Source organism: Rugamonas sp., from assembly GCF_025354735.1.
GTDB lineage: Bacteria > Pseudomonadota > Gammaproteobacteria > Burkholderiales > Burkholderiaceae_D > Rugamonas.
Map to the genome: position 1 here is coordinate 23,434 of NZ_JANXMI010000028.1, position 14,205 is coordinate 37,638.

General features: G+C 65.6%; 12 protein-coding genes. All 12 read right to left on the minus strand.

All coding sequences use genetic code 11. The features are described from left to right. Positions 1-14: 14 nt before the first annotated feature. A complete protein-coding gene (locus Q0S71_RS02590) occupies positions 15-1,652 on the minus strand; it encodes a TldD/PmbA family protein (protein ID WP_295990899.1) in 1,638 nt (545 codons plus the stop codon). A gap of 63 nt (positions 1,653-1,715) precedes the next feature. Next, complete coding sequence (locus tag Q0S71_RS02595; RefSeq protein ID WP_295990902.1) at positions 1,716-3,053, minus strand: TldD/PmbA family protein; 1,338 nt, start codon at positions 3,051-3,053, stop codon at positions 1,716-1,718. A 31-nt stretch (positions 3,054-3,084) separates the two neighbouring features. After that, positions 3,085-4,722 carry a TldD/PmbA family protein gene (locus tag Q0S71_RS02600; protein ID WP_295990904.1) on the minus strand — a complete coding sequence of 546 codons (1,638 nt, stop codon included), beginning with the start codon at positions 4,720-4,722 and terminating at the stop codon, positions 3,085-3,087. 463 nt (positions 4,723-5,185) lie between these two features. Then, on the minus strand, positions 5,186-6,685 hold the full coding sequence (locus tag Q0S71_RS02605) for a methyl-accepting chemotaxis protein (protein WP_295990909.1): 1,500 nt from the start codon (positions 6,683-6,685) through the stop codon (positions 5,186-5,188). A 130-nt stretch (positions 6,686-6,815) separates the two neighbouring features. Beyond that, entirely contained in the window at positions 6,816-7,331 is a 516-nt protein-coding gene (locus Q0S71_RS02610) for a chemotaxis protein CheW (RefSeq protein WP_295990911.1), read from the minus strand. Between the two features lie 10 nt (positions 7,332-7,341). Next, the gene (locus tag Q0S71_RS02615) at positions 7,342-9,021 is read right to left on the minus strand and encodes a methyl-accepting chemotaxis protein (RefSeq protein ID WP_295990914.1); all 1,680 of its coding nucleotides are present in this window, start codon (positions 9,019-9,021) and stop codon (positions 7,342-7,344) included. A 93-nt stretch (positions 9,022-9,114) separates the two neighbouring features. After that, the gene (locus Q0S71_RS02620; RefSeq protein ID WP_295990917.1) at positions 9,115-10,398 is read right to left on the minus strand and encodes an EAL domain-containing response regulator; all 1,284 of its coding nucleotides are present in this window, start codon (positions 10,396-10,398) and stop codon (positions 9,115-9,117) included. Positions 10,399-10,411: 13 nt separating this feature from the next. After that, positions 10,412-11,494 carry a chemotaxis response regulator protein-glutamate methylesterase gene (locus Q0S71_RS02625; protein ID WP_295990920.1) on the minus strand — a complete coding sequence of 361 codons (1,083 nt, stop codon included), beginning with the start codon at positions 11,492-11,494 and terminating at the stop codon, positions 10,412-10,414. Further along, positions 11,491-12,003 carry a chemotaxis protein CheD gene (locus Q0S71_RS02630; protein WP_295990923.1) on the minus strand — a complete coding sequence of 171 codons (513 nt, stop codon included), beginning with the start codon at positions 12,001-12,003 and terminating at the stop codon, positions 11,491-11,493. The genes Q0S71_RS02625 and Q0S71_RS02630 overlap by 4 nt, the downstream gene beginning before the upstream one ends. Continuing rightward, entirely contained in the window at positions 12,000-12,806 is an 807-nt protein-coding gene (locus Q0S71_RS02635; protein ID WP_295990926.1) for a protein-glutamate O-methyltransferase CheR, read from the minus strand. Before Q0S71_RS02635 ends, Q0S71_RS02630 begins: the two co-directional genes overlap by 4 nt. 14 nt (positions 12,807-12,820) lie before the next feature. Beyond that, positions 12,821-13,354 carry a chemotaxis protein CheW gene (locus Q0S71_RS02640; protein ID WP_295990929.1) on the minus strand — a complete coding sequence of 178 codons (534 nt, stop codon included), beginning with the start codon at positions 13,352-13,354 and terminating at the stop codon, positions 12,821-12,823. 55 nt (positions 13,355-13,409) lie between these two features. Beyond that, positions 13,410-14,205: chemotaxis protein CheW (locus Q0S71_RS02645; protein ID WP_295990932.1), on the minus strand; the 796-nt coding region annotated here is incomplete at its 5' end.

Genomic DNA, 14,205 nt, shown 5'->3' on the forward strand with positions numbered 1-14,205 from the left:
TTGCGTGTTCTCCCTTAGCCGATCTTGCGGGCTGTGTTGATGACATTGATACCGTTAAAGCGCGTCGTGCTGGACCCGTGCGACACCGCGCTCACCTGCGATGGCTGGCCTTTGCCGTCGAAGAAGGAGCCGCCCATGCGCCAGTCGCGCTGGTCGCAGATGGCGCTGCAGGCGTTCCAGAATTCCTGCGTGTTCGACTGATAGGCCACGTCTTCGAGCATGGGGCCGATCTTGCCGTTCTTGATTTCGAAGTAGAGCTGGCCGCCGAACTGGAAGTTGTAGCGCTGCTGGTCGATGGAATAGGAACCGCGCCCCAGTATGTAGATGCCCTTCTTGACGTCCTTGACCATTTCGTCCGGCGTCAGCGGCTGCTTGCCCGCCTCCAGCGACACGTTGAGCATGCGCTGGAACTGCACGCTGCTCCAGCTGTCGGCGTAGGAGCAGCCGTTCGATTCCTTCTCGCCGAGGATGTGGGCCTGGTCGCGCGTGGCCTGGTAGTTGACCAGGATGCCCTTGCGGATCAAGTCCCAGCGCTTGGAGGCGACACCCTCGTCGTCGTAAGCGACGCAGCCGAGCGAACCCGGTGTGGTCTTGTCGGCGACGATGTTGACGAGCTCCGAACCGTACTTGAATTTTTTCGATTCCCATTTGTCGAGCGTGGCGAAGCTGGTGCCGGCGTAATTGGCTTCGTAACCGAGCACGCGATCGAGCTCCGTCGCGTGGCCGACCGATTCGTGGATGGTCAGGAACAGGTGTTCGGGACTGAGCACCAGATCGTACTTGCCCGGCTCGACCGATTTCGCCGTCAGCTTTTCGCGCGCCTGGCGTCCGCAGGCGCGCGCGTCCTCGATCAAATCGTAGCCGCCGTGGTACAGCTGCGTGACGCCGCCGGCCGCGCGCACCTTGTGTTCGGGTTTGGCGTCGAAGAATTCATAGCCCATGCCCGCCGGCGACGACAGCCCGTCGCGCGTGCGGAAGCGGTTGCTGGCCTTGTCGACGGCGGTGGCGGTGACGGGCGACCAGAGGCGGTGGATGTCCTGGTCGATATAGGAGCCGTCGGTGGAGGCGAAGTATTTTTGCTGGTTCACCTGGAACAGCAAGGACTGCATGAAGCTGGCGCCGGCGTCGAGGCCGGCCTTGTTGGCCGCGATCAGCATGTCGGCCTTTTCCTTGATCGGCACCGTGCGCCAGTCCTTGGTGAACGGCGTGGCCCAGGCCACCTCGCCGACGCCCTTCACCGGCGCCAGCTCGATAGGATCGGTCGACAGCCTGGCGTTGGCGCGCGCGATGGCGACGGCCTGGCGCGCGGCGTCGGCCACGGAGTCCAGAGTCATCACGTTGGTCGAGCAGAAGCCGTAGGCGCCGTTGGCGATCACGCGCACGCCGATGCCGCTCGATTCGGTGTTGACGATGTTTTCGACGTTGACGTCGCGCGTGGTGATGAACTGGTTCAGGTAGCGGCCGATGCGCACGTCGCAGTAGCTGGCGCCGGCCTTGGTGGCGGCGTTGAGCGCGGCGTCGGCCAGCGATTTCTTGAACTGCACGGCCATGGGGTTGAGCAGCTCCTCGGCCGCGATGGCGTTGCCGAAGACCGGGATCAACATGGTGCCGCCGGCCAGGGCGCTGATTTTTAAGAATGAACGACGTTCCACGACTGCTCCTGCAAATTAAGGCCTGTGAAAAACCGGCCGCGCGGGCCGGCCCTTCTCAGGCGGTTACACCGCGTCCGACAGCGACGTGAAGTTGAAGTCGCGCACCCGCATCGACGGGATCAATTGCTGGTACTGCGATTCGTCGCCGGCCAAAATCTCCGGCCGTCCCAGTTCGTCGATATTGTTCAACATCGTCACCGGGCTTTCGTTGAAACGGAAGTTCTTGATCGGGTGCTTGATCTTGCCGTTCTCGATGTAGAAGGTGCCGTCGCGCGTCAAACCGGTCAGCAGCACCGATTGCGGATCGACCATGCGGATATACCAGGTGCGCGTAACGAGCACGCCCTTCTTGGTATTGGCGATCAGCTCCGCCGTCGATTTGTCGGTGCCGGCCATGATGATGTTGCCCGGCGATCCGACCGGACGCTGGCCCATTTTCTTGGCCCAGTACAGCGAGTAGTCGAGCGAACTGACCTTGCCGTTCTTGATGATGTCCATGTGCTCGCGCGCCTGCATGGTGTTGCTGTCCCACGGCAGCACGGCCACGTCCTTGTTCCACGGGTCGGCCCAGATGTTGACCTGCTCGTCGAACAGCTTCTCGCCCATGCGGTTGCCGCCGCCCTTTTTCGAAAGGAAGCTGCGGCCCTCGTCGGCGCTGCGCGCGTCGAAGCCGTTGAACATATAGGCCATCAGGTCGGCGCTGGCGGCCGGCTCCAGGATCACCGTGTAGCGGCCCGGCTCCAGCGCCTTGGCGTCGACCGAGCGCAGCGCTTTTTCTATCGCCACGTCGGACGCTTCGCGCGGGTCGAATTTCTTGACGTCGTTGGCGTCGCGCCGCACCCAGCCCGAACCGCGGCCGTCTTCGGTGCGCACGGTGACGGTGAAGTCGACGCCCGTTTCCTGCTGGTGGCCGAACACGCCGTTCGAATTGGCGATGGCCTCGAACGAGGTTTTGTCGTGGAAGAAGCCGGCCGCCACCAGTTTGTTCTTGCGGCTGTTCTCGATGCTGTAGGCCGCCACTTGGGCGCGGTATTCGGGATCGATATCGGCGGTGGTTTGCGTGAACGTGGCCGACGGCTTGTACAGCTGATTGCTCGGCGAGGGCACGAACTCTGGATTTTCCGGCGCCAGGCGCGCCAGTTCCTCGGCGCGGCGCACCACCGCTTCGAGCGACTTGTCGTCGAACTGGTTGATGGTGGCCACGCCCTGCTTCTTGCCGAAGGCGACCGACACCACCAGTTCCACGTTGTCGATCAAGCCGGCGGTGGAGACGGCGTTGCGCGCATAGCGGATATTGCCGGTGCGGCTGCCGCTGACCTTCACTTCGCACTGATCGCCCTTCGACAGCGACAGCACCCTGTCGCAAATGCGCTTGGTCTCTTCCTGATTCAACATCTTCATTATGAAAATCCTTTAATGGACAGCTTTAGATTCAGGCGATCTTGCGCGCGGTGTTGATGACGTTGATGCCGTTGAAGCGCGTGGTGGCCGCGCCGTGCGACACCACGCTGACCTGCGATGGCTGGCCTTTGCCGTCGAAGAAGGAGCCGCCCATGCGCCAGTCGCGCTCATCGCAGATGGCGGTGCAGGCGTTCCAGAATTCCTGGGTGTTCGACTGGTAGGCCACGTCTTCGAGCATCTGGCCGATCTTGCCGTTCTTGATTTCGTAGAACAGCTGGCCGCCGAACTGGAAGTTGTAGCGCTGCTGGTCGATCGAGAACGAGCCGTCGCCGACGATGTAGATGCCCTTCTTGACGTCCTTGACCATTTCGTCCGGCGTGAGCTTTTTCTTCCCGGCCTGCAGCGACACATTGGGCATGCGCTGGAACTGCACGCTGCTCCAGCTGTCCGCGTAGGAGCAGCCGTGCGAGGCTTTTTCGCCGATGATGTGGGCCTGGTCGCGGGTGGCCTGGTAGTTCACCAGCACGCCGTCCTTGATGATGTCCCAGCGCTTGCAGGCCACGCCTTCGTCGTCGTAGCCGACGTTGGCCAGCGAACCCGGGGTGGTCTTGTCGGCGACGATGTTGACCAGGTCCGAGCCGTACTTGAATTTCTTGGTCTGCCATTTATCCAGCGTGGCGAAGCTGGTGCCGGCGTAGTTGGCTTCGTAGCCGAGCACGCGATCGAGTTCGGTCGGGTGGCCGACCGATTCGTGTATCGTCAGCCAGATGTTTTCGGGGCTCAGCACCAGGTCGTACTTGCCCGGCTCGACGGATTTGGCGGTCAGCTTTTGCTTGGCCTGCTTGCCGCAGGCGCGCGCGTCCTCGATCAGGTCGTACGATTTGCCGTACAGCGTGACGACGCCGCCGGCCGATTTGATTTTGTCTTCGGGACGCGCGTCCAGATATTCGTAGCCCATGCCGACCGGCGACGACAGGCCCTGGCGCGAGCGGAATTTATTGGTGGCGTGATCGACGGCGGTGGCGAACACCGGCATCCACAGGCGGTGCACGTCCTGGTCGATGTAGGAACCGTCGGTCGAGGCGAAATATTTTTGCTGGTTGACCTGGAACAGCAACGACTGCATGAAGCTCGCGCCGCCTTCCATGCCGGCCTTGTTGGCGGCGATCAGCAGTTCGGCCTTTTCCTTGATCGGCACCAGGCGCCAGTCCTTCTTGATCGGCGTGGCCCACGACACTTCGCCCACGCCCGGCGTCGGCGCCAGTTGCACGGCTTCCGTTTGCAGCTTGGAGTTGGCCTTGGCGATGGCCACGGCCTGGCGCGCGGCGCCGGCCACGCCGTCGGCCGACATGTCGTTGGTGGCGGCGAAGCCGTAGGCGCCGTTGGCGATGACGCGCACGCCGACGCCGGCCGATTCGGTGTTCGTGACGTTCTCGATATTCAAATCGCGGGTGGTGATGAACTGGTTCAGGTAGCGGCCCACGCGCACGTCGCAGTAGGTGGCGCCGGCCTGGGTGGCGGCCGTCATCGCGGTATCGGCCAGCATTTTCTTGAACTGCAGCGCTACCGGCTTGAGTAACTCCTCGGCCGCGATGGCGCGTCCGAAAGGCGGCAGCAACATGCTGCCCAGAGCCAGGCCACCGATATTGAGAAATGAACGTCGTTCCATAGTATCTCCAAAAAACGCTAACGCACTAAAGTCGCGGACGGGCCGCACTGGGGATTGCTGTTTTGCTGTTTTCACTGCATTGCGCCGCTGCCGCCGCGCGAAACTGTTGATATCGCCGTCACTTGCTTTTAACAATTCGCCAGCAACATTAGCAGCAAATTAAATAGCTGGATAGCAATATGTATGCCAAAGGAGACAGTCTGGAACAAAGAAAAATGGGCGCCGAAATTCGTTCGGAAAATCGCGGAAAAAGCGCGCGAAAAAGTGTCCGGAGACTGTCCGCGACTGTCCGGTGCTTGTCCGGTGTGTCCGCGCGGCGGGCGGGAGCTGGCGGGAAGTGAGGGGAAGGTCGGCGCGGTAGCGGCCGGATGCCGGGACCGGCGGCGGCGCGTCAGCCGCCGGCAGCCAAACCGGTGCCATTTATGCGCGCCGGCGTGGTGCGCCGGAGGTGGCGCGGCGGCGATCAGAATTTGGTGAAGTGGCTTTCATCGGGCCCGCTCTCGGCGCCGAAGGCCAGCTTGCGGGCCGGGCGCTGGGCCTCGCGCCGCGCCGCCGCGCCGCCTGCGCCCGCGCGCGCGACCGGCATTCCAGCCGGGCGCGCGCGGCGTTCCGTGACGGCGTGGCGCTTGAACATCGCCATCAGCACGTCGAGCTGCTCGGCCTGGGCGCTCATCTCCTCGGCGGTGGCGGCCAGCTCCTCGGAACTGGCCGCGTTGAGCTGCGTGGTCTGGCTCAACTGGCCGACGGCGCTGTTAATCTGGCGCACGCCGGAGGACTGTTCGTCCGACGCCGCCGCGATTTCCTGCACCAGCTCCGAGGTCTTGCGGATCGCCGGCACGATGGTGTCGAGCAGCAGGCCGGCCTGCTCGGCCAGTTCGACGCTGTTCGACGCCACCTCGCCGATTTCGCGCGCGGCGACCTGGCTGCGCTCGGCCAGCTTGCGCACCTCGGCCGCGACGACGGCGAAGCCCTTGCCATGTTCGTGCGCGCGCGCCGCCTCGATGGCCGCGTTCAGCGCCAGCAAATTGGTTTGATAGGCGATGTCGTCGATGATGCCGATTTTTTGCGCGATCTGCTTCATCGCCGCCGCCGTCGCCTTGACCACGTCGCCGCCCTTGCTGGCCTCGCGCGCGGCCTGCGTCGCCATGCCGTCGGTGACCTTGGCGTTCTGCGCGTTCTGCGCGATCGACGCCGTCATCTGCTCGATGGAGGCGCTGGTTTCCTCGACGCTGGCGGCCTGCTCGCTCGACGCCTGCGACAGCGTCTGCGCCGTCGCGCTCACTTCCTGCGAGGCGCTGGCCAACTGCTGCACCACCTGCTGCACTTCGCGCACGATGGCGCTCAAGCTGCGCGCCAGCCACACGGCCAGCACACAACCCGTCAGCGCGATGGCGATGTCGAAGCCGAGGATGACGCGCTTGGCGTTGTCGGAGACGGACGTCATCTGCGCCGACTTGGCGCGCGTGTCGCTGCCGTTCAATTCGAGCAGCTTGGCGCTGGCGGCGGCGATGACGGCATCGGCCGCCCTGGTGGCCTTGTCCAGCTCCGCCACGCTGGCGCCCTTGTCGCGCATGGCCTGCAACTCGGTCATGCTGTCGCCGTAGGCCTTGGTGCCGACCAGGATCTGGTCGAGCTGCACCTGCTCCTCGTGCGACACCGGGCCGGTGGCCAGGTAGGCGCCGACGGTCTTGTCGATGGCGGCGAGGTCGGCGCGGAACTGGCCGGCGGAATCGGCGCCGCCACGCAGCACGTAGTTCTTGAACTGGTGGACCGCGCCGCCTTCGGCGATGACGGCCGACAGCATGGCATCCTTGCGCACCAGCGTGACGGTCTCGAACTGGTTCCAGCTCTCGTGCAGGGAGCCCAGGCTGGCGAAGGCGGTCAGGCCCAGCAACACCACCAGCACCACGATGCCGCCCAGGCCCAGGTGCAGCCGGGTTTCCATTTTCATCTGCTTGAGCATGACAACTCCTTGGGTTGGCGCCTGTGGCGGCGCCGGGTACCAAAACGGGCCGCAAAGCGCCCCTCATTGTGAGCCTTTAAAGGCCGCACATTCTCACCAAAACTATCGGCGCCGCGCGCGCCGCCGGCGGTCAGGGCGGCGCCGCCCCGTCGTCGTCGAGGGCCGCGAACTCCTGGGCCGACACCACGTGCTGGGCGTCGAGCAGCAGCACGAAGCGCTCCTGCACCTTGCCTATCCCTTGCAGCAGTTCGGCGCGCACGGCCGCGCCGAAGGTGGGCGCCGGCTCGATGTCGGCGGCCGGGATTTCGATCACGGCGCTGACCGCGTCGACCAGCACGCCGATCACGAAGGCGGCGCCGGCGCGTTCGATTTCGAGCACGATGATGCAGGTGCGCTTGGTCACCGGCGACGGCGCCCGTTCGAGCCGGCGCGCCAGGTCCAGCACCGGCACGGCGGCGCCGCGCAGATTAATCACGCCGCAAATCGACGGCGGCATCTGCGGCACCGGCGTGACGCCGTTGTACTCGATGATTTCCTTGATCGCCAAAATGCCGATGGCGAACATCTCGGTCCCCAGCAGGAAGGTCAGATACTGTCCCGGCGCCGCCGCCAACTGGCGTGGATCGGAACCCGGCATGGCGCTCATGGCGGCCTCCTTAGAATTTGACGAAGTGCGATTCGTCGGGATCGCTCATCTCGCTCATCGGGCGACGACCGGCGAAGCTGGGTTTTTTCACCGCCGGCCTGGGCGCCTTGCGCGCCGCGCCGGCGGCATGCGGGGGCCGCCCGGCCAGCTTGAAGAAGGCCATGGTCTGTTGCAGCTGCTCGGCCTGGCCGCTCATTTCCTCGGCCGTCGCCGCCAGCTGTTCGGAGCTCGACGCGTTCTGCTGGGTGGTCTGGCTCAGCTGCGTGACGGCGGCGTTGATCTGGCCGACGCCGGCCGACTGCTCCTCCGACGCCGCCGTGATTTCCTGCACCAGGTTGGAGGTGCGGCGGATGTTGGGCACGATCTCGTCGAGCAGCTTGCCGGCCCGCTCGGCCAGTTCCACGCTGCTGCTGGCGACCTGCTCGATTTCCTGCGCCGCCACCTGGCTGCGCTCGGCCAGCTTGCGCACCTCGGCCGCGACCACCGCGAAGCCCTTGCCATGCTCGCCGGCGCGCGCCGCCTCGATGGCCGCGTTCAGCGCCAGCAGATTGGTTTGATAGGCGATGTCGTCGATGATGCTGATCTTGCGGGCGATCTGCTGCATCGCCGCCACCGTCGACTTGACAGCCTCGCCGCCTTCGGCCGCCTCCTGCGCGGCCTTGCTGGCGATGCCGTCGGTGACCTTGGCGTTTTCCGTGTTCTGCGAAATCGAGGCCGTCATCTGCTCGACCGAGGCGCTGGTTTCCTCGGTGCCGGCCGCCTGCTCGCTGGCCGCCTGCGACAGCGACTGCGCCGTCGCGCTCACTTCCTCCGAGGCGCTGGCCAGCGACTCGGCGCCGTTGTTTACCTCCATCACCACCTGCGACAGTTTGTCTATCATGGTTTTCATCGCGAACAGCAGGCTGCCGCTGTCGCCGGCCTTGAGCAGCACTTCGGCGCTGAGGTCGCCGTCGGCCACCTTGCGCACGATCTCCGCCGCGTACTGCGGGTCGCCGCCGAGCTGGCGCAGGATGCCGGTCAGGATCACCACGCCGAGCACGATCAGCAGCACCAGCGCCACGATGGAGGCGGTGTACATCTGGCTGGTGGCGTGGGACGACGCCTCCTCGGCCGCCTTGACGCCGTCGTCGCCGTACTTGGCGTTCAGGTCGACGAGTTTTTTCAAGCTCGTTTCGGCCGCCGCGAAGTTGGTCCGGTTATCGATCAACGCCTTGTGCACGGCCAGGAACATCTCCTTGCGCTTGGCCTGGTCCGGGGTGCGGGTGATCTGGGACATCAAGTCGTTGATCTGCAGGTCGCGCTTTTTCCACGCGTCCCACTCGCCGACGAACTGCTTCCATACCGTCGCTTCTTCCGGCTGCTGCGGCAGGGCGTCGTAGACTTTCCAGGCCTTGTCGATGACGGCGCTGATGTCGGCCTTGCGCTTGAGCTGATGGTCGACATCGTCGTGCTCATCGGGGAACATGGCGATGGCGTCGACGGCGCGGCTGGACGAGCGCAGCGCCGTCTGGCCCTCGTTGATGGTTTGCAGCGCCTGGATCGACGGCATATTGTTCTTGCCTATATCGTTGAGCAATTCGCTTTGTTTTTTCAGGCCCATGAAGGCGAATGCCATCACCAACAGCAGACCCAGTACGGCCACGCAGAGCAGCGTGATGATTTTAGTGCGGACGGTCAGATGCGAAAACATAGCGATTCCCCAGTTATAAGATGTCCAGTTATGAATTCCTTGCCATGCTGATTACTTTTACTTTTTACCGATGCCGCCTGCTTTATTCCTCCATCAATTCGGGCGCCCCTCGCCGCCGGCCAGCGCACGCAGCCTGCGCCGGTCGTGCACGATCCAGCCGGTCAGTTGCTCGGCCGGCATCGGCTTGGCCAGTAGATAACCTTGCGCCATGTCGCAACCGAGCTGGCGCAACAGATGCCAGTCGTCGGCCGTCTCGACGCCTTCGGCCACGGTGTCGACGGCCAGCCGCTGGCCCAGTTCCAGCGCGCTTTTCAGCACCACATGGCGGTTCGGCCAGCGCGCCGCGCCGTGCACGAAGGCGCGGTCGATTTTCAGCTCCGTGAACGGGCAGCGGGCGAACTGCTGCATCGACGAATAGCCGATGCCGAAATCGTCCATCGCCAGCCCGAAGCCCATCAGCCGCAAGCGGCCCATATTGGCCATCGAGCGTGACAGGTGGTGCATCACACTGGTCTCCGTCACTTCCCACACCAGCATCGCCGGCGCCACGCCGGAGGCCAGCACCAGCGCCGTCAGGCGGTCGATGAAGGCGCGGTCGGCCAGGTTGTCGGCCGACAGGTTGACCGACATCGTCAGCGGCGGCAGGCCGGCCAGGCGCCAGTCCAGCATGTGGCGCAGCACCTGGCGCACGATGTCCAGCGTGAAGTCGGCCATCAGCGCCGAGCCTTCCAGCGCCGGGATGAAATACTGCGGCGCCAGCATGCCGCGCGTCGGGTGGACCCAGCGCGCCAGCGCCTCCACCCCTTGCAGCAGGCCGCTGCGCATGGCCACCTTGGGCTGGAAATACGGCAGGAATTCCTGCCGCTCCAGCGCCTGCGCCAGCTCTTGCAGCGACGGCAGGTCCGGCGCCGCGGCGACCGCCGGCGCAGCGGTCGAGCCCTGGCCGGCGCGCTGGAGCAGCGCTTCGAGCGCGTCCATCCGCACCGGCTTGAGCAGGGTGCCCAGCAGGCCGACTTCGGCGTCGTCGGCGCCCATGCTTTCGATGATCTCGAGCAGGCGCGGGTCGCGCGCCGACACCACGATCAGGTTTTGCGCCAGGTGGCGCTCGGTCAGCTGGCAGGTCAGCTCGATGCCGTCCATGCCCGGCATCTCCAGGTCGGTCAGCACCAGGAACATCGATTCGGCGCCTTCGCGTTCGAGCAGCGCCAGCGCCTCGTTGCCGTCGGACGCTTCGAGGATGGCGCCGAAGCCGAGCTGCTGGAGCAGGCCGACCAGATAGGCGCGCTGCACGATGCTGTCCTCGACCACCAGCACGTTCTGGCCGCGCCAGGGATGGTCGGTGGGCAGCGGCGGCGGCGGCGGTGTTTCAGGCGGCATGGCGGCGTCCATCTCAGTGGTGGAAGCTGGCCAGCTGCTGGAGGATTTCGCGGTAGATCAGATTGAGCGGCACCGTCTTTTCGACGGCGCCGCGCTTGACCGCTTCCTTGGGCATGCCATAGACCACGCAGCTGGCCTCGTCCTGGCCCACCGTGCGGGCGCCGGCCTTGAGCATCTCCAGCAGGCCGGCCGCGCCGTCGTCGCCCATGCCGGTCATGATGACGCCAAGCGCGTTGGCGCCGGCGCAGCGCGCCACGGAGCGGAACAGCACATCGACCGAGGGCCGGTGCCGGTTCACCAGCGGGCCGTCGACCACTTCGACGAAGTAATAGGCGCCGGTGCGGCGCAGCAGCATGTGCTTGCCGCCCGGCGCGATCAGGGCCTGGCCCTGCACCACGCGGTCGCCGTTGGCCGCCTCCTTGACGCGCACCTGGCACACGGAGTCGAGCCGGGCGGCGAAAGCGGCGGTGAATTTTTCCGGCATGTGCTGCACGATCACCATGCCGGGCGAGACCCGCGGCAGCGCCGTCAGCACTTCTTCGAGCGCCTGCGTGCCGCCGGTCGAGGTGCCGATCGCCACCACGCGCTCGGTGGTCTGCACCATGGCCTTGCCGTCGGCCGGCGGCAAGATGGCGTCGGCATTGAGCTTGGCCACCACCGGCGGCGGCGGCGGGCGGTTGCCGAGGCGGCGCACATTGGCGCCGGCCGCCGCCCGCACGGCCGACACCAGTTCGTCGGCGCTGTCGTGCAGGAACTGCTTGAGGTCCAGGCGCGGCTTGGTGATGATGGCGACGGCGCCGGCGGCCAGCGCGTCCATCGAGGTCTGCGCGCCCTTTTCGGTGAGCGTCGAGCAGATCACCACCGGCGTCGGATGCTCGGCCATGATCTTGCGTAAAAACGTGATGCCGTCCATGCGCGGCATTTCGACGTCGAGCACCACCACGTCGGGCCACGACAGCTTCATGCGCTCGATGGCCAGCAGCGGATCGGCCACCGCGTGCGTGACCACGATGCCGGCGGCCGCGTTGAGCAAGCCGCTCAGCACCTGCCGCACCACGGCCGAATCGTCGACGATCATGACCTTGATATCACTCATGCGTTTTCCTTGACGCGGCGGACCGGGGCGGCCGCGTCGAGCGGCACCTGCCGGCACAAGACTTCACCACTTTTGAGAGTAAAAATAAGCTGGCGGTGGCCGTCGCCGAACAAGTCCTCGGACACCACGTGCACGCCGTATTTCTGCATCAGCAGGCGCGCGCAGTCGCCGTTCTGGCGGCCGATGTCGACCTGCTTGTCGTGGCGCGGGAACATGGCGCCGCCGCCGAAGATCTTGCCCTGGCACTGGCCCAGGTTCACGCCCAGGCGCTGCAATTCGGCCACCATCATGTCCATCGCGTCGATGCCGTAGGTGCCGGAGGCGGCGCTGCCCGGCCTGCGGCTCACGCCCGGCAGCAGGAAGTGGCACATGGCGCCGATCCGCACGCGCGGGTGCCACAGCGTCATCGACACGCAGGAGCCGACCAGGGTGCGGATCCGATAGCGCTCGTCGCCGACGAAGCATTCGCCGGGCAGCAGGAACACGTCGATGGCCTTGGAAAAGCTCATGGCTTGCGGTAGATCGACGGCGCCACCGGCAGCACGGCGTCGCTGATGTCGTTGAGGGTTTCGGAGTGGCCGATGAAGAAGTGGCCGCCCGGCTTGAGCTGGGCCAGCAGCCGCGCCACCACCTGGCGCTTGGTCTCGAGGTCGAAATAAATCATCACGTTGCGCAGGAAGATCAGGTCGAAGCTGCCGACCTTGGGCAGCGGCTGCACCAGGTTCAGGTGCTGGAACCGGACCCGCGCGCGCAGGCCGCGCTCGATCAGCAGCGTGCCCTCCTCGCGCTGCTGGCCCTTGAGGCAAAAGCGCTTCAGGTAGGCCGGCGGAATCTGCACCGTGCGCTCCATCGGATAGTGGCCGCTGCGGGCCCGTTCGAGCACGCGGGTGCTGATGTCGGAGCCCATCACCTCCCACGGCGCCTCGCCCAGCACGTCGGCCAGCACCATGGCGATGCTGTACGGTTCCTCGCCGCTCGACGAGGCCGCGCTCCACACCCGCATCGCGCCGCCTTTCTGCCTGGCCGCCAGCGCCAGCTCGCGCAGCAGCGCGAAGTGCTTGGGCTCGCGGAAAAAATAGGTCTCGTTGGTGGTCAGGAGGTCGACCGCCATTTGCAGCTCGTCGGCCTGGTCGCGGCTTTGCAGCAGGCGCAGATAGTCGCCGTAGCTGGCCAGCTGATAATGGGCCAGGCGCTTGGCCAGGCGGCCGCTGACCAGGGCCTGTTTGCCGTTGGCCATGAAGATGCCGGCGGCGTCGTAGATGAAGCGCTGGAACTGGCTGAACTCCCGGTCGGTGAGCGCGATGACGGTCATGGTGGCGGCCCGGTTCAGGCGTGGGCGGCGTCGCGCGCCAGCACGGCGATTTCCTCGCTCGCCAGCACATGCTCGATGTCCAGCAGGATGACGAATTTGCCGGCCACCTTGCCGATGCCGGCGATGAAGTCGGGCCGGATGCGGGTGCCGAAGGACGGTGCCGGCTCGATGTCGGCGGCGTTGATGTCGACCACCGCGTTGACGGCGTCGACCAGCATGCCCAGCACCTGCTTGGCCTGCTGGTGCTCGCCCTCCTCCTCGCCCACTTCCAGGATGACGATGCAGGAGCGCTTGCCGATGGCGCTCACGCCGCGGCCAAAGCGCGCCGACAGGTCGAGCACCGGCACCACGGCGCCGCGCAGGTTGATGACGCCGCGCACGCAGTCGGGCATCATCGGCACCGTCGCCAGGCTGCCGTATTCGATGATTTCCTTGATGTGCAAAATGCCGACCGCGAACTGCTCCTCGCCCAGCATGAAGGTCAGGAACTGGGTCGGCAAAGCGGCCGCGCCCTGCAGGGCGGCGATCGCGCGATTCTGTTGGCTCATGACTTGGTTCATGGTCTCCTCTCGGTGAAAGATGGGCGCCGCGTCGCCGCCCCCGTCACGCGGCCAGCTGCGCCGCGCCCTTGCTGCCGACGGCGCCCATCAGCGCCATCACGTCGAGGATCAGCGCCACTTCGCCGCTGCCCAGGATGGTCGAGCCGCTGATGCATTTGACTTCGCTGAAGATGGCGCTGAGCGGCTTGATGACGGTCTGGAATTCGCCCAGCAGGGTGTCGACCACCAGGCCGGCGCGCTGGGTGCCGCATTTGAGCACGACGATGCTTTCGCGCCGCGTGGCCGCGCCCTGCACGCCGAACAGTTCGCGCAGGCGGATGAAGGGCAGCACCTGGCCGCGCAGATTGCAGTAGTCCTGGCCCGGCTCGCAGGCGAATTCGATGCACTCTTCTATCATGTCGAGCGGGATCACGAACACCGACGCGCCGATCTGCACCAGGAAGCCGTCGATGATGGCCAGCGTCAGCGGCAGGCGCACGGTGACGGTGGTGCCCTGGCCTTCCTTGCTGCCGACGTCGACGCTGCCGCGCAGGGCCGTGATGTTGCGCTTGACGACATCCATGCCGACGCCGCGGCCGGACAGGTTGGTGACTTTTTCGGCGGTCGAAAAGCCGGCCTCGAAAATCAGGTTGTAGATTTCGGCGTCCGTCATCTTGCGGTCGGCGTCGACCAGGCCGCGCTCGACGGCCTTAGCCAGGATGCGCTCCTTGCGCAGGCCGCCGCCGTCGTCGCTCACTTCGATGACGATGCTGCCCGATTCGTGGAAGGCGTTGAGCTTGATCATGCCCTTGGCCGGCTTGCCGCTGGCGATGCGCACGTCGGCCGCCTCGATGCCGTGG